Here is a 17219-nt window from a genome sequence, read left to right on the forward strand (position 1 = left end):
CTCGCAGCGTCCACCTCAATAGCATCTTCCATCAACAGTTCTCTAACATAGGGGGAAGGGTCATCCGTTGTCCGTAGCATCAGCAGCTCAGCACCACCATCATCAGCATCGACAGTTCAGACATTCATCTAATTTTATTCGGAGACAGTATGAATTCACTAAAAATTATTTTTATGTTCGTTGCAATCAGCTTGCTTCACATCAGTGCGCATGCCGGGAATATATCTTTGCGCTTCGCTTATAGCGATGGTCGGCAGGGCACCAGCTTCACGCCTGTGCATGCCGAGTTGGGCGACTTTTCCCTGACGCCGAGTAAGCCAGATAGCGGCCAGGGCGATCAATGGCGTGTCATCGCAAAAAACGCACAGGGAAGTATCATCCATGAAGTGCTGGTGCGTAACGCCCAGCAGCGTCATGTTGAAGTGTTCGACCCAAAAACCGGTGCCATCGACATCTCGCAGCAAGTCAGGCAGAGCGACGGTGTCTTTGAAGTGTCGCTGCCGTTTGATGAGAAGATCGCCAGCATAGAAATCCAGCAGCAAACCGCAGTCGATTCACGCCTGGCACCTGTGCCTCCGCAGTTGACGGTATTCAACCGTGCATCGCTGGAGAAAATGGTGCGTAGTAACCAGGCGGCACGCCTGCAGGCCCCGCCGCCCGCAGCCACCGTCACGACCATCATCAATAACGGCCCGGCCAATGCGCACATGGATGTCGTCTTTGTCGGTGATGGCTACACGGCTGCCGAGATGGATAAATGGCACACAGATGCGCAGAAGGTGATCGATGGCTTCATGGCCGACCCCTTGTTTTCTGCCAACCGCGCCAGCATGAACGTACATCGCGTCGATGTCGCCAGTAATCAATCGGGAGCGGACGAACCGGACAAGGGCATCTACCGCGACACCGCCATGGACGGCAGCTTCTATTGCTATAACATCGATCGCCTGCTCTGCGTCAACTCAACCAAGGTGTACAACATCGTCGGTTCAGTGTTGGCACCTGACCAGCGTGATGTGATTGTCGTCGTGTCCAATTCCACGCGTTATGGCGGCTCTGGTGGCGAGATCGGCACCTTGTCCATGCATGCCCAGTCAGTGGAAATTGCCCTGCATGAGATAGGCCACACCGCCTTTGCCCTGGCCGATGAATATGACTACGGCACCTGCAGCCTGAGTGCAGAACCCACTTCAGGTGATGTCTCGCTGAACGGCACGCGCAATGTCAAATGGGGGCGGCTGATCGCATCCACAACCGCCGTGCCGACTGGCCTGGGGCAATATCCCAATGGAACGGTTGGCACTTTCCAGGGCGCGCAATATTGCCAGACCGGGAAATACCGTCCAACAGAAAACTCGCGCATGCGCACGCTTGGCTATCCATGGCATGCAGTCAATGAAGGCTTGGCCAGGACTGTGTTTGCCTCGTATGCACCAGTTACAGGCGGCCCGGTAACCCAGACCGGCAGTCTGACTAACGGTGCGACGGCCAATGCACCCAGTGCATCACCCGGTTATATCCAGGCAGGCAATGGCACGTATAGCGTACAGTTGAACGGCCCGGCGGGCACCGACTTTGACCTGTACCTGTACAAATATTCGGGCAGCGCCTGGGTCAAGGTAGCCAGCAGCGAGGGCAGTGCTTCGACTGAATCTATCAGCTATGCAGGAGCTGCAGGTTACTACTATGTGCAGGTTAAATCGTATTCTGGTGTCGGGAATTACACGGTGACTTATACCTTTCCTCCCAAGTAGTGGCTGTACGGGCGTTTTGTGCTTTTGTCGGGCAAAGCGCCTTGCATTGGATAGACAGACAAGTGCGGTGAAGTACTGCGTTGTAATGCTCCATTAATTGGTGAAAGCAAGACCAAAAATCTCACCACAGAGACACTGAGACACAGAGGCACACGGAGGAAGAAAAGACTAACTCCAAGTAATGTTCGTTACGCAGACGCGCGACATATCGCAGCTTGCGAATATTGTCGCCTCGTCTAATTCTTGCTTGTGCAAACCGAGTGATTTGTTTATCTGGATATTTTTCAATCGTCATTCCTGCGCAGGCAGGAATCCATCGCATTTTTTTCGTGTGCTTTGATGCACCGCACTTTGTTTGCTATGAATATTCAGATTTGCGAAGTCTCTTCGTCGATCAACGAACGCCGCTGGAGCGCCAGCCCGGTAGCCTCCAGCCTGCGCTGGAGCGACGTTAACTAAGCTAATGGTGATTGAGTTGCGTCAGCCAGGCTGGATTCAACTCGGCTCGCCAAAAAAAATCCAGAGTCATAGCAGCCAGGCTATCCCACCACCCGCGGCCAGCTAAACCTGAACGCCGCCCCGCGTGGCTGGTTGGCAGCAAGGCTGATGCTGCCACCTAGCGACTCTATGGTTTTCTTGATGACGGCCAGGCCCATGCCGCTGCCTTCTACTTCGTCGCGGGGGCGCAGGGTCTGGAACATGGCGAACACGCGTTCATAATGTTCTGGGGCGATGCCAGCGCCGTCGTCGGCGACTTCGAAGAGGTAAAACTGGTCATCAGGGGAAGGCAGCGAGCGCACGATGATGTGGCCACTGGCTTTGTCGTGGTGTTTGATGGCATTGTTGATGAGGTTGCGCAAGACCAGTTCCAGGGCGACTTTGTGGGTGTCAGCTTGCGGGAAGCTGCCTTGCAGTTCCAGTGCATACGAGGCGTCACTGCAGCACAGCTCAAAGACATCGCGCGCCATCTCGGCAAAGTCTATGCATTCTGTGCTGCCGCCCAGGTTGTCGGCGCGGAAGTAGAGCAGCAGGTCGTCCAGCAGTTTTTCCATGCGGGTGATGCGCACACGCATGAGGTGCAGGTGTTCGCTGGTTTCTTCATTGATCTGGCCTTCCAGGTCTTCTGTGATCCAGGTCGCCAGCTGGTTGACGCCGCGTAGAGGGGCTTTTAAATCATGCGAAGCGACATAGGCAAAATCTTTCAGTTCCTGATTGCGGCGCGATAGTTCGTCGGTAAAGCGCTTGCGTTCAGACATATCGACTATGGCTGACAGGGTCTTGACGCCATCAGCAGTGTCGATGGGATTGAGGCCGACTTCGACCGGGAATTCTGTGCCGTCCTTGCGCAGGGCATATAGCTCACTGGCCTTGCTGGTGGTGGCGGCTTCTTGCTGGGCAAAGCAAGTGGCGGGCAGGCCGGGATCTGGTTCACGAAAACGCTCGGGCACCAGCATATCCAGCGGCTGGCCCATGAGTTCTGCGCGGGTGTAGCCAAACAGTTGTTCGGCACGGCCATTCGCCATTTCTATCAAGCCGTTGCTGCCCACCAGTATCATGGCATTGGGGGCGGCATTCACGACCTGCCGAAAATGTCGTTCGCTTTGCGTCAGGCGGGCGGCCATCTTGTAACCATTGCTGAAGTCGCGTGCACTGAGCGACAGGCCAAAGATATTGCCGCTGGCATCGCGTATGGCAGAGATGGTCAGTGACACCGGTACCTCGCTGCCATCGGCTCGCCTGCCCATGGTCTCAAACTGGCCTATGGCGCTGTTTTGCTGCAGTAGCTGTGCCAGGGTGACATGATCAGGTAATTGCCCGGCAGGGAAGAGCGATTCAAACGGCTGGCCGAGGATGACATCACGCACATGCCCGAACAGCCCGCTGGCTGCATTGTTCCAAGTGATGATGCGGCCATTCAGGTCGCTACCTATGATGGCATCGTCGGATGAATTGACAATCGCGGCTAATAATGTAAGCGGAGCATCGTGGTTGCCGGTATCTGCGCTGGTATCTGTGTTTGTATTTGTGTTGGTATTTGCCATAATTTTAAAGCGCCTCTGCCGTATTGCGCGGCCAGGTGAATTTGAACATGGCGCCGCGTGGCTGGTTGGCGCTCAGTTTGATGTTGCCACCCAGTGACTCTATGGTTTTTTTGATGATGGCCAGGCCCATGCCGCTGCCCTCGACTTCATCACGCGGGCGCAGGGTCTGGAACATGGCGAACACCCGGTCATTGTGTTCTGCCGCGATGCCGGGGCCATCATCACAGACTGCAAATTCCAGCCACTGTTCATTCGGGATAGAGTGGATGGCGATGCAACCGCGTTTGGTATCATGATGTTTGATGGCATTGCTGATGAGGTTGCGGAACACCAGTTCCAGCGGTACTTTGTGGGTATGGCAGCGCGGGAAATCGCCTTGCAACTCCAGCCTGAAAGACTGGTCAGGGCAGCACAGGTCAAACACATCGCGTACCAGGTCGGCAAAGTCGATGTGCTCTACCGAACCGCCCAGTTGTCCGGCGCGGAAGTAGAGCAGCAAATCATCGAGCAACCTTTCCATGCGTTTGATACGTACGCGCATCAGGCGCAGGTGTTCATTGGTTTCGTCATCGATCTTGCCAGCCAGGTCTTCTGTCAGCCAGGTAGCCAGTTGATCAACACCACGCAGGGGTGACTTGAGATCATGCGAGGCGACATAGGCAAAATTGTTCAACTCCTGATTACGCCTTGACAGCTCATCGGTGAAGCGTTTGCGTTCCGAGATATCGACGATCGCAGACAGTACTTTCAAACCATCCGCAGTTTGTATGGGGTTCAGGCCTATCTCTATCTGGAATTCACTACCGTCCTTGCGCAGGCCAAACAGGTCGCGGCCTGTGCCCATGGCGCGGGTGCTGGGGCTGGAAAAATAATGGGCACGCAAGTCCGGGTGCTGCGGGCGAAAGCGTGCAGGGATCAGCACTTCCATAGGCTGGCCCAGCAATTCTGCGCGCTGGTAACCAAACAGGTGTTCAGTCTGCGCATTCACCATTTCTATCATGCCACGGCTGTCTATCATGACCATGGCATTGGGCGCAGCTTCCACCACGAGACGGAAGCGTTCTTCCTGGCGCTTGCGTTCGCTGATATCGACAATGGCAGACAAGACCTTGAGGCCATCGGCGGTTTCAATCGGGTTCAAGCCTATTTCTACTGGGAATTCTGTGCCGTCTTTGCGCAAGCCAAACAGGTCGCGACCGGTACCCATGGTACGACTGCTGGGGTGCATAAAGAAGTCGGTACGCAAACCGGGGTGATGCGCCCTGAAGCGCGCGGGTATCAAGATCTCCATGGCCTGGCCCAGCAATTCTTCACGCTCGTAACCAAAGATTTGTTCGGTCTGGGCATTCACCATTTCTATGATGCCCTGGCTGTCTATCATCACCATGGCATTCGGCGCAGCTTCTACCACGAGGCGGAAGCGTTCTTCCTGGCGTTTGCGTTCCGTGATGTCCACAATCGCCGACAAGACCTTGATGCCATCGGCAGTTTCTATCGGGTTAAGGCCTATCTCTACCGGGAATTCTGTACCATCCTTGCGTAGGGCAAATAGTTCACTCCCGCGTCCCATGACGCGGCTGACAGGGTTGGCAAAGTACCCGGTGCGCAGGCTGGGGTGGTGGCGCTGAAAGCGTGATGGGATCAAAATTTCCAGCGGCTTGCCCAGCAGCTCAGAGCGGGTATAACCAAAGATGGTCTCGGTCTGCGAATTCACCATTTCGATGAGGCCACGGCGGTCTATCATCACCATGGCATTGGGTGCCGCATCCACCACCTGGCGGAAATGGCGCTCGCTTTGTGTCAGACGGGCAGCCATGCGGTAACCCACGCTAAAATCGCGCGCAATCAGCGACAGGCCGATGATATTGTCGCCCTCGTCACGCATGGCAGAGATGGTCAGTGCTACCGGCAATTCTGTACCATCCTGGCAGCGCCGCATGGTTTCAAAATGACCTATCGAGGCACCTTGCTGCAAGAGCTTGATGAGCGAGAGATGGTCAGGTAATTGCCCGGCGGGGAAGAGGCTGGCGAACGGACGCTGGTAAATCGCCGTGGCGCTATAGCCAAACAGGATTTCTGCCGCATGGTTCCAACTGAGGATGTTGCCGCTGAGGTCGCTGCCTATGATGGCATCGTCGGCTGAGGCGACGATGGCCGCCAGCAAGGCATGTTGTTCATTGACGCGCTCTGACTTGTGCCCCGACTTGAGATTACTATCTGCTTCATTGCGGTCCGATTGGGTCATGGCGGAAGCTTCCGGTCAGGTAGCGGTCTTCAAATTCACTCGATGGAATAGGGCGCGAATACAAGTAACCCTGCAACAGTTCACAACCACGTTCAGCACAGAACTGTGCCTGCCGCTCAGTCTCTACACCCTCGGCCACCAGCGACAATTCCATGGTCTGGGCAAAGGCGATCATGGCAGACAACAGCCGTTCTTGCGACTCACCCTTGCCAACACCGGCGACAAAACTCTGGTCTATCTTCAGCACATGGATAGGGAATAACTTCAAATGCCCGAAAGATGAATAGCCAGTACCAAAATCATCCAGCGACAGTTTGACCCCGCGCCCGACCAGCTTGTGCAAGATCGCGGCAACATGGCCAGGGTCACGGATCAGGGCATTCTCGGTGATTTCCAGCTCCAGGTAACGTGGGTCCAGGCCACTGGTGCGCAAGGCTTCGTCCACGGTATAGATCAGGTTATCACCCTGCAATTGTATGGCTGATACATTCACCGCCATCGTCAGGTCTTGCGCATGGAGGAACGGCAGCGAACGCCATTCCTGCAACTGCGCACAGGCCGTGCGCATGACCCACTGGTCTATTTCAAACATCAGGCCCAACTCTTCTGCCATGGGCAAGAAAATGCCGGGCGTCAGCACGCCTTCTACCGGGTGGTGCCAGCGCAGCAGCGCTTCCATGCCACCTATGCGACCATCAAAGGGATTGATCTTGGCCTGGTAATACACTTGCAACTGCTCGTTGCGCAGGGCATGGCGCAAATCACGTTCCAGGTACATGCGATGGCGCACCGCCTGGTGCAACTGGTCAGAATAAAAATGGCTCTGGTTGCGGCCCTCTTGCTTGGCGCGGTACATGGCAATGTCGGCACACTTCATCAACTCAGTCGCATCATTGGCGCAAGAACCAAACACGGCAATGCCTATGCTCATGGTGACATGCCATTCGATGCCATCCAGCACGATAGGTTTTTTGAATGCTTCAACAATGCGGGTGGCCAGCAAAATCGCCTGATCAACCCTGTCCATGTCCTGCACCAGCACCACAAACTCATCCCCACCCAGGCGCGCCAGCAAGTCGCTGCCGCGCGTGGTGGTGCCCAGGCGGCGCGCCACCTTGATGAGCAACTGGTCACCTATCGCATGGCCATAGGTGTCATTCACATTCTTGAAACGATCAAGGTCAAGCAGCAGCACCGCCATCTTGCCATGCAGGTTTTCACGCTTGGCGCGGCTGACGGCAAAGGCCAGCGCCCGTTCAAAATCATAGCGGTTGGCAAGACCAGTGAGTGCATCATGTTCAGCCAGTTCGCGCAGCTGGTTATAACTGCGGCTGAGTTCAGATTCGAGCTTGTGGCGGTGGCGTGCCTGGTGCACCGCACGCATCAGGCGGCGTGCATTGACTTCTTCTTTCAGCAAAAAATCTTGCGCACCGGCTTCTATGGCTTGCTCGGCCAGGCTCACGTCTTCCTGGTGCGTCAGCATGATGATGGCAGCGTGATGGGTTTTATCCAGACGCAGACTTTTTAATACTTCGATGCCGTCACGGTCAGGCAGGCGGTAGTCGAGCAAGATAACGTCAAACAGAGTCTCCTTGGCTTTCAGTAAACCATCCAGGGCATTATTGGCTTCAACGATTTTGACGCTGACAGAAACCTGTTTCAGCGCACGGATAACATTGCGCCTGTCGATTTCATCATCATCAATGATGAGGATATCGAGCGTAGAAGTTTGCGGTGGCGCGGTCAGCATCATGATTACACCTCAGGCGACAGGTAGTTCAACTACCCGCCAGTAATGGTCGAGCATTTCCGTCACACGCATGAAGCCATCACCAACATGCTGTTTGACGATATAACCGGCCACATGTTTGGAATAAGCCATGAGCTTGTCCTGGTCATCCTGTGAAGTGGTCAGTACGAATACAACTGCGGACGACAGATTTTTGTCTTGCCGCAGCTCTGCCAGCATCTCTTGCCCGTTCATGCGCGGCATATTGATGTCCAGCAAAATCAGATAGGGTCGTGGCAAGCCCTCGGGTGAGCGCAGGATTTCCAGCGCCTCGACGCCGTCATGGGCACGCACGATGGGGTTGGCGATCTTGAGTTTTTTCAGTGCGCGCTCTATACCCAGCACATCAACATCGTCGTCATCGACGACCAGGATAGTGACCGGTCTGGTTTGCGGAATGCTGTCATTCATTTGACACCTTTCGCCTGCGCACAATGATTAATAATACTCCAAGGCAACATTATTGCAACGCGAAATTTGTAACAGAGCATGTGAAACAAATCTCAGCGGCAACACAATTTACCTATGAAACCAGCGTTATTCATAGCCTGAAAGTAAGACATGAATCAGTGCTTATATATCATGATTACCAAATTTACATTTATATTATGCAATTGTCTATATCGCTGCAATATTGATATGATTAATTTGCATTTGTTGACTCTTTTGTGGTTAGCACTGATTTTTCCTTGGAGTAATAGTGCGCCGTCGATATTTGTTTGTATGTAGGAAAATGCCTCGTCAATCAAGAATTCAGACAGGTAAATATGCTTGCTTTGAGGGCCGCAATTTTGCGCGAACCGGACTGATGTCAGCGCTATCAAATATTCATATCTTGCGGGGTAGAAGCGCTGACATACGGAGCCACCTCCTTGTGTACATAGTTCTTGATGTCCCGGCCAGGCAATCATCAAGGTCTGGCTCAATTTCAGCCAGTGCGTGCCGGGCGCGGATATCGGCCGTCCACGATTTGTAATAGGGCTAAGGTGCCTGGCGTTTGCTGGACGATTGAGTGCAGGCTGGCAGATGCCTGGGTAGCCGCAGCAGATTTACATGCAGATAGAGGCTCATGAATGGAGAGTTCATGAGCCTCTATTAATGAAGCAAAGCTGTTCTTACCAGCTTTGCTGAGGGCCGAAATTGATGAGTGCTTTCCCGCCCGCACCAAACAGCATTGCCGGGGCTCTCAATACAGCTTTGCCGATGATACCGGAAGAGGTTGCCACCCTTGCATTAGCGATACCTCTGCCGCCAAATTCGGGCATGAAATTCACTCTCTCGGCGTAATTTGCCCCCCTGGAAAAGCGTGCGCTACCTGCGAGCTTGGATGCAATTCCTGCTCCTACTCCGCCTGTAATGCCGCCTACCAGGGCAGCCCATCCTACGCCTTGCCCAGCAGATTGCCCATTATCCAGATTGGTAATCCAGGCAGCAAAGGCATTTCCTGCCGCACCGTCCACCACACCTGCGGCAACCTGCAAGGCAACCCGTCCTGCTGCACCGAGGGCAAAAGCTGCCCTGCCACCAGCCATCAAGGCATTGGAGGCACTCGTTGCGCCAAAGCTGAGTCCGCCTGATACCAGGCCTACGGCGCCACCGACCCCCGTTTGTATGCCCCAGCTACTCCAGTTGAAATTATCTCCATGATGGGTCGCTGCGTACACGATGCCGCTAATGCCAGCGCCAAGCAACATGCCGCCAATAGCCGCTGATGCTGCGCCGCCAAATGGCGTGGTCGCCAATATCGCGATACCGCCCACTACCAGCAGTCCGCTTATAACATAAGGAGCCCACTCTTTTGGGTTGTTCGCCAGCCATGATGCGCCAGTCTCTACCGCACCTGCCACTGTATTGAAGCCGTCGCGTATCGCGTCGAACACGTTTCTGCCGCTAGGGTCGACGTTGCATACCGGACTATTCAGTACGTAGGCATATGGGTTCAGGGTGTCATGTCTATCCAGGGGCCCGCCAAAGCCGTCATCTGCAGTGATAAAGCGGCCTATCTGTGGAAGATAGTAGCGCGCCCCAAAATCATACAGCCCGGTTTCGTGGTCCAGCTCACGTCCGGCAAATTTCGCCCTGAAGCTTTGTATTCCCCGGATACGTGATATGTCACCAAATGGCAAATACTCCACGTTTGCTACGATAGCACCATGGCTATCAGATACGATCGTTGTGCTATTGACCTGATTGCGGTGGAAATAGCAAACTCCTGGAGAGGGCACGCCGGGCTCCTGTACGGGATCGGCAGCTATACCCTTGTCAATTGCGGTGATCGTTGCAGCCAGACCAAAAGGTGTGCGCAAAGCTCTGGTATGTTGACGGCTGCCGTTGGGGCGGGTGACAACTTCATAGTCAGGTGCGATGTACCATGTGGTGCTGCCATCGGGCAGACGCTTGCTAAGACGGCGTCCCTGATGATCGTAGGTAAAGCTGCAACCGCTGGCCGTTGTCAATTTGCCCGCAACATCGTAATCGAGTTCTTGATTGCTGCCATTCCCTTTGATACGGGTGGTGTTGCCCATTTTGTCGTATTCAAACGCCAGTTTGCCGGCACCAACCAGTAGTCCATTTGCGTACAGCAGGCTGGCATCGTCCTTCATCGTCAAATTGCCGGCGGCATCATAGGAAAATTGCTGTGGTCTGGCATAGGGGCCATCGGCCTTGAGCAGACGGCCTGCCAGGTCATATGAAAAAGCATAGCTATTCGCCTGATCCAGCTGGTCTTCTATGGCGATCAGGTCATCAATCGCATTCCACTTGAAGAGCTGATGAAGTACCGGAGTTTTATTGGCATCGACTATCTGCTGGCTGCGTAGTTGCTGGGCAACATTGTATTGCAGCGTTTCCATAAAGCCATTGCCGTGGCGCAGGCTCGCTGGCTTGCCGGAGGCATTATAAGCACCAATACTGATTGATGCCTCTTGGTTGCCATTCTCTGCTGTGGCTGTCAATGACTCCAGCATGCCGCCAGCCGTATAGCGCATGTCATGTACCGCGCCATCAGGATAGACGATGGATTCAGGCCGGCTGGATGGCAGGAAACTGCGTTTGAACTGATATTTTTCACCACCCAGCGTGACGCTTACCTTGGTCTGGTTACCATAGGCATCATATACAAACGCATATTTTGCTCCGTGCTCCAAAGAGACGGAAGTCAATCGTCCCAGTCCATGGCCGTTATCACTATCGTCATAACAGTAAGTGGTGCTGGTCTTGCCATTTTCCATGCTGGACAGGGGGCGGCCAAGCGCATCAAGTTTCATGACAGTGATATGCCCGCGCGCATCCTGTTTTGACACTTCGCGTGTCAACATATTGTACCTGGCAGTTTCAGCGCGGCTCACGTGCGTGCCATTGCTCACTTTGGCGCTGACTTTGTTGTCGAGTGAGTCGTAGGTAATCAGGGTTATGTTGCCGACGCCATCTTCGGTACGGATAGTACGTCCGAGCGCATCGTAAGCCAGTTGGGCGGTATTCCCGGAACCATCGACGATACGTACTGGTAGCTGTTTGCCGTTGTAACTTCCTTGCACGGATGTCGTATGTCGCTCTGTCGTGCTTCCTGCTCCGGCGGTCAGTTGCAAGGTATGGATGTCAGGATAGCTGAAAAGGTCGGTGCGCACGGCGCCATCGCCTGACGGTCTTTCTACGCGTAACACCCGGTCACATTCATCAAAGGTGCGCTTGATTGATAAAATATTTTCCCCTGGTGACCAGGGCAGGGTTTCATAAGTCACGAGATTGCGGCTATTGTAGCGTTTGTCAACCGTGACCGGCGTGATGCCGTCGGCGGCCAGGGACACTGTGCGGTAGACGCGCTCAAACCCATCGAGATACTCACGGATACAGGTCCATCTGCCACCTTGCCAGTCGAAGCGTTCGCGGTTTTCCTGGTAGGCGCCGGTGTCGTCTTCTTTCCATTCGGTCAGCAATAATTCGACTTCCTTACCCTGGTTATCCGGGCCAAGTTTGGCGGTGACCCGTCCAAAGCCGTCTATGCGCTGACGTGTCTGCACTTTATTGCTGTCCACCGCACGTATCAGTTCGCCGAAGCAGGGCTCATGTTCATAGGAGGTGGTAAGGCTCAGGCCATCTGCATTTGGCGGCCCTTCAGCGGACACGGGGAAGGTATGAAAGAGACTGTCATAGACCGTCGTTTTTTTTGCACCAGCATGATCAGTCTGCGCAATGATGTTGCCAAACATATCGTAGGACATATGCGCATTGAGCCAGACTTCTTGATGATCGTGCCATACACTGTGTGTGATGGCGTTCATCAATCCGGGAGAAAATTCCGTTTTTTCAGAGGAGAGGATTTTTCTTCCCTCCATATCGGCTGTTTTTTTCTCTGAAGTTTTAAATCCCAGCCGCCAGTTTTTGCTATCGTTGATGAAGCTACGATGGGTAAATAGGGCGGCTCCGCTGCCATCACCAAATTCACAGCTCAGTACGGGATTGCCGTAGGCATCATAACTGGTCGTGCTGCGCTGCGTTGCATCAAGATGGCCGAAGCTGAATAACTGCGTCACTATCTCTGAGGAAAGCGGCAAGTATGTTTTCTTGTCGGGTTGCAAAATCTGGTAATGCATGGCGGTATGATTGAGGCGTGCAGCATCTCTCGTACGGGAAACTGTGCTCTCGCTCATCATGCTGGCAAGGGGGAATTGCTGATGGAACGAACTTAGGGTCGTTGTTCCTACATCCATGTCGCAGGACTTTTGCTGTTGAAATCCCAGCCAGCCACGTCCGCTGACAATGTCAATAGCGGCATTGCTGTAGCCATAGCGGTACTCGTGAGCATTGCCGCGCCCATCAGATTTGGTATACGAGGACAACACGTATTTAGGAAATGCTGCCGTCATCACAGGAGCAACTGCGCCAGTTGATCCAGCCAGAATTTGCCCTGACGAAGGGGTGTAGGTGGCACCAATAGCCGTGCTTCCTCCTCCCTGCAAGCCAGTGGGGGACAAACCGGAAGAGCTATGCTGGTAGACTTCAGCATCGGTCATTGCGCGGTACTGCATGCTGAATGTGGCGCCACTGCCTGTGGTGATCGTTGTCAATAGATCTGGTGCATCGCCACTGGGCAAGACCGAGCCCAGGGTCAGCTTGCCGTTGACTTCCGCCAGGTTGAGCAAGCCATTGCGCCCGACTCCATTGAGGTCGATAGGGAAAAGCACGCCTGCCCGCATTGATTTGAGTGGCTGATTTGATGGGGTGGAACGGAAACCTGTGCCTGTTGAAACCAGGGTATGCAAGGCCGTACCAGTTGGCGATTGAACGGAAATTGCCAGATCTGCTATGCCATCGCCATTCAGGTCTCCGGGAAGGATCAAACTATTGAATGGGATATCGTTAAAGGTTTGTGCTGACTGAGGTATAAATCCTGCACCGCTGGAAACGATAGGGGTTAGTATCAGGTTCCCCGCGCTATTCTGTCCCGCATGCACCAGATCAACCAGGCCATCGCCGTTGAAATCCATAGGCAGCAAGGCTCCGGAAAAATCCAGGTCCAGGCTGGCGAGCAAGCCTTTCTCGTGCAATGCCAATGTCTTGCCGTTTGATTTCAGTGTGGCGATTCTGAGTTTGCCGTCGACATGATAGGCATAGACAATATCGGCCATGCCATCACCGTCCACATCGAAGCTGAGGCACAGTCCATCGTAGGGGAGTGAGGTTTTTAATGTCTGGCCACGTTCGAAGCCTGCGTCCTTCGTTGTGAGCAGGCTAAAATTTGTGCCTTCATCAGTGCGTTGCAGATAAACAAAATCTGTCGCGCCATCGCCGTCAAAGTCGGCGGCATAGAGCTGACCTCCCCATGGCAAGCTGATATCGCTGCTTTTGGCAGTGACCATTTGCAAGTTCCAGTTTTTGTTACTGTCTTGCGTGGCAAGAAACACTGCCAGGCGGCATGCATCATCATCTCGCCAGGCATAGACCAGATCGGTATGGCCATTGCCATTGACATCCATGGGGAAGAATTGGCCTCCCCATGGTAGCGCAGGCGAGCTGGCCGGCACGCGGAACGGGCCATGGAAGCCTTTGCCACTGGTCTGTGCCACATATAAATCCATGACCAGTAAATCGTTGACAGGGTAGGCGTTGACGAAGTCAATCCGGCCGTCACCATTGACGTCAAGCGGCAGAAAATTACCGCCAAAAGGCAGCTCTGTGGCCGACTCTGTTGCTGTTGCTGAAAAAAGTAGTGGATTACTGTCCTGCCATGTAAAACGTGTCGGGGTCAGGCTGTTGCCGTGTGTATCTGCCTGAGTGACTGAGGCCAGGCGGCTGCGCCCTGTTGTTCCGCCAGGCAGATAATCGAGCTGGTAACGTGTGACACGCTGTTCATCAACATAAGTGTCAATACTCACCATGCGATGCTGTGAGCAAATCGGGAATCCGCCTACATAACGGGTAGTGGGATCTGGCCGTTTTTCATAGGAAAAGCGCACCGATCTCCTGGGCACCACACCTTGATTGCCAGTGTAATCAATACGCGCAATGCGAGCTGCGCCGTCGGCAACGATATATTGAAAACTGATGAAGTTACCGTTCCTGTCTGTGATGCGGCTGACCAGCCACGAACGTACCAGGGGACTGGCATTACTTGCGTTAATGCGTGAGTCAGCGCTGCTGCCAAATTCGACAACCTGGCCATTTTTCTCGTAGACGATAAAACTATCGGGGCCATTGCCGTCATTGCTGTCATTGAGCCGCGCACTGTTGCCATACACCGGGACAATCCGTCTCCAGCTTTCCAGCTCAGTGTGATAGACGGTGCCCGCTTCACCATAGGCACCGCTAACGTTCACGAGACGCTGTCCATCCAGATTAAAACGGTCATTCCTGGTATACGAGACACCCCCGCGAAAACCGTCCAGCACCGGTATGGCGCCGGTCCGGCTGATTGACGACAGGCCGGTAAGTTGCCAGCCTATACCTAGCAGGTCATTGCCGCTGGCGCTGGTGTAGGCAAGTGCCAGCGAAGGTGCGAGGCCACCCGTGCCTGGCGGCACAGTGAGAGGAATGGTATAGAGCGCGGCACCATCACTTGCTACGGCAAATTCCCCGGGTAGGGTTCCTGTTCTGCGGCCGGGGGCTAAGGTATCGACGTTCACACTGGTGCCCTCGTGATTGCTGCCAGATCGAGACTATGATGTTGTACGCCAGTGCCGATGGTGTGCATATTACCGCCGCGATAATCCTGGTTTTTGCGGCAGCCGCCATTGGCCATTATCATGAAGCTCTGGACCATCTCCAGCCCCAGGTTAAGTATGGGTTTTGGATTGTTAGTGATTCTCCACACGGCAAATGTGGTGACGGAGAGGGTGGAGGTGGCAATAACAGAATAGGGCTTGACTGTCTGGCCATTGAAGATGGTTTGCGTGATGTCACCGAAGCCGTAACGGAGATTCGACTGTATGAATTCCCAGCCGGCACTGGTTACACCATGTGATGATCGCTTGTTGACTGTCCAATCGGTGAGCGACAGTGAGGTCGCATCTTCTATAATGGTCGGGAGAATGGATGTCCCGCCCTGGACGTTTTGCCGCAAGCGCATTTCTTCGCGTACTTTGGCAACGGCACTTTCCGAGTCAGGCGATGAATAGACGAGGTTCACATTGCCCGCGTTGACAGAGACACCGCGAATTTCGCTGGCTGCCTGATACATGCCGCAGCCACGATTGCAATCCTGGTTGATCATGATTGTCCCGGCGCTATAAGACAGCTGCTGTTTGGCGATGACAACATAATGCGGACTGGTGCGGTCTTCGACATAGTAGACATAAAAGGTAGTCTCCCCATTTGAATCGAAAGGCTGGCTTTTTCCCGTAGCGCGCGGAAAATTCTCCGCAACAGGGCCAAGCACGCCGCTTAATTTTTGATTAAAACGAACTTCGCCGCTATATGATCCTGCAGGTCCGATCAGGGAACCTGCACCGGCAGCAAGCAAAGGTTTTTTCGCCAGTCCATTGATCAAACCGGCGATGCGGGCGCCCAAGGGTGGTTGGTTAATGCTGTTGATCAGATGTGCCGCCGCTTCGGTGCTGCCATTTTCAGAAATGCTCGTGCTGTCTTGCGCTGTAATGCCCGCAGTGGAGGAGAAACGATATTGTCCGTTTGTATTTCGCTTGAGAGCGACAGCATCGGTATCAGCTATATGTGAGCCTGTCATGTTCATCAACAATTCACGGCTCTCACTTGAGGGAGAGAGCAAGACAAGAGTGCGTCCCTGTTCGAGCAAGGACTCAATGGCGGCGCTGTCAAAACCAGCCGATGCGTCAAGCAAAGCTGGCCGGTGTTCGTTTGCATCGCCGGCTTTCGTGTTGACGTAATCAGATAGCTGGGATTGTATTTCAGGACGGATTGCGCCAATAACTTCGATATCATGTCTTACTGTTGTCATGCTAATTACCTCGTTTGGTTTTGCGACGGTAGAAAATTTGATTTCCAGGCAAGGCAACAAGCAAATCATTACATTGCAAAGAATCAAAAAGAAAGAATAGTTTTGCCCCGCTTTCACATTTCTGGCTGAGGGCCGGCATTCATTTTTGATAATTAATTCAGTGTATTTATGTGAATAAATCTTGTCTGTAGAACAAATGTGCTACAAGTCTGCTCTCTTGTTTTGTCGTACAATAGACAAATATGCAATCAATGAATATCAAATCTGAACCGCTTGCCATCCATATTGTGATTGTTGAAGATGATCGCGATTTTTGCGATGCTTTGGGTCAGGTCGTGCAGCAGGCGCCGGATATGCTGCTGGTTGGTGTTGCTGCTACGCGGGCAGAAGGGCTCGCCCTGTTGCAAAATCCACCGGCAGATGTGTTGCTGGTTGATCTTGGTCTGCCAGATGGTTCGGGTATTGATGTTATCGAGGCGGCTGTCCTGCACTGGCCTAGCTGCAATATCATGGTCAGTACCAATTTTGGCGATGAAACACATGTCATCCGCTCCATCGAAGCCGGAGCTGCCGGCTATCTGCTGAAGGATAGTTCATCGACCAAAATGACAGATGAAATTCGCAGTCTCGCGCGCGGCGGCAGCCCGATCAGCCCCATCATCGCGAGGCAGATTCTGGCCCGCTTCAGAAATAATCATATGGTGGCAACGGGAATGCAGGGGCCGGTTGTAGAATCATCCTTGCTTTCTGCGCGGGAAACAGAGGTACTGGGCTTGATCACCAAAGGTTTCACCGCGACCGAGATCGCCAAGCTGATGCAGTTGTCGCCTTTTACTGTGCGCTCATTCGTGCGGCGCATTTATAGTAAGCTCAAGGTGACATCCAAGGCAGAAGCGATTTATGAAGCGAGAAATCTTGGCCTCATTGTCAATTAGATGGCAACGCGCATGCGTCGCGCACTTCCCCCGTTTGTCTGGAC

General features: G+C 53.6%; 8 protein-coding genes. 2 read left to right on the plus strand and 6 right to left on the minus strand.

The features are described 5' to 3' along the window. Positions 1-149 precede the first annotated feature (149 nt). Positions 150-1754, plus strand: coding sequence for a M64 family metallopeptidase (locus ACO0LD_RS18555; protein ID WP_423009471.1), 1605 nt, complete (start codon positions 150-152; stop codon positions 1752-1754). A 539-nt stretch (positions 1755-2293) separates the two neighbouring features. Here ACO0LD_RS18555 and ACO0LD_RS18560 read toward each other — a convergent pair. From ACO0LD_RS18560 to ACO0LD_RS18585, 6 genes are all read right to left on the minus strand, one after another. After that, a complete protein-coding gene (locus ACO0LD_RS18560; RefSeq protein WP_423009473.1) occupies positions 2294-3796 on the minus strand; it encodes a sensor histidine kinase in 1503 nt (500 codons plus the stop codon). A gap of 4 nt (positions 3797-3800) precedes the next feature. Further along, positions 3801-6041, minus strand: a complete 2241-nt coding sequence (locus ACO0LD_RS18565; RefSeq protein WP_423009475.1) for a PAS domain-containing sensor histidine kinase — start codon at positions 6039-6041, stop codon at positions 3801-3803. After that, entirely contained in the window at positions 6019-7794 is a 1776-nt protein-coding gene (locus ACO0LD_RS18570; protein WP_423009477.1) for a GGDEF/EAL domain-containing response regulator, read from the minus strand. Before ACO0LD_RS18570 ends, ACO0LD_RS18565 begins: the two co-directional genes overlap by 23 nt. Positions 7795-7803: 9 nt before the next feature. Continuing rightward, complete coding sequence (locus ACO0LD_RS18575) at positions 7804-8241, minus strand: response regulator (RefSeq protein ID WP_423009480.1); 438 nt, start codon at positions 8239-8241, stop codon at positions 7804-7806. A 704-nt stretch (positions 8242-8945) separates the two neighbouring features. Beyond that, complete coding sequence (locus tag ACO0LD_RS18580) at positions 8946-14951, minus strand: RHS repeat-associated core domain-containing protein (protein ID WP_423009482.1); 6006 nt, start codon at positions 14949-14951, stop codon at positions 8946-8948. Next, the gene (locus ACO0LD_RS18585; RefSeq protein ID WP_423009484.1) at positions 14948-16240 is read right to left on the minus strand and encodes a hypothetical protein; all 1293 of its coding nucleotides are present in this window, start codon (positions 16238-16240) and stop codon (positions 14948-14950) included. Before ACO0LD_RS18585 ends, ACO0LD_RS18580 begins: the two co-directional genes overlap by 4 nt. A gap of 251 nt (positions 16241-16491) precedes the next feature. On the opposite strand from ACO0LD_RS18585, the gene ACO0LD_RS18590 reads away from it, so the two are divergent. Beyond that, positions 16492-17175, plus strand: coding sequence for a response regulator (locus ACO0LD_RS18590; protein WP_423009486.1), 684 nt, complete (start codon positions 16492-16494; stop codon positions 17173-17175). The last annotated feature ends 44 nt before the right edge of the window (positions 17176-17219 follow it).

The organism is Undibacterium sp. Ji83W (assembly GCF_049340385.1).
GTDB lineage: Bacteria > Pseudomonadota > Gammaproteobacteria > Burkholderiales > Burkholderiaceae_D > Undibacterium.

Bases quoted from the DNA above. Each gene is read 5' to 3' on its own strand.
- ACO0LD_RS18570 (WP_423009477.1), bottom strand. From the start codon at position 7,794: ATGATGCTGACCGCGCCACCGCAAACTTCTACGCTCGATATCCTCATC.
- ACO0LD_RS18590 (WP_423009486.1), top strand. From the start codon at position 16,492: ATGAATATCAAATCTGAACCGCTTGCCATCCATATTGTGATTGTTGAA.
- ACO0LD_RS18585 (WP_423009484.1), bottom strand. From the start codon at position 16,240: ATGACAACAGTAAGACATGATATCGAAGTTATTGGCGCAATCCGTCCT.
- ACO0LD_RS18575 (WP_423009480.1), bottom strand. From the start codon at position 8,241: ATGAATGACAGCATTCCGCAAACCAGACCGGTCACTATCCTGGTCGTC.
- ACO0LD_RS18555 (WP_423009471.1), top strand. From the start codon at position 150: ATGAATTCACTAAAAATTATTTTTATGTTCGTTGCAATCAGCTTGCTT.
- ACO0LD_RS18560 (WP_423009473.1), bottom strand. From the start codon at position 3,796: ATGGCAAATACCAACACAAATACAAACACAGATACCAGCGCAGATACC.
- ACO0LD_RS18565 (WP_423009475.1), bottom strand. From the start codon at position 6,041: ATGACCCAATCGGACCGCAATGAAGCAGATAGTAATCTCAAGTCGGGG.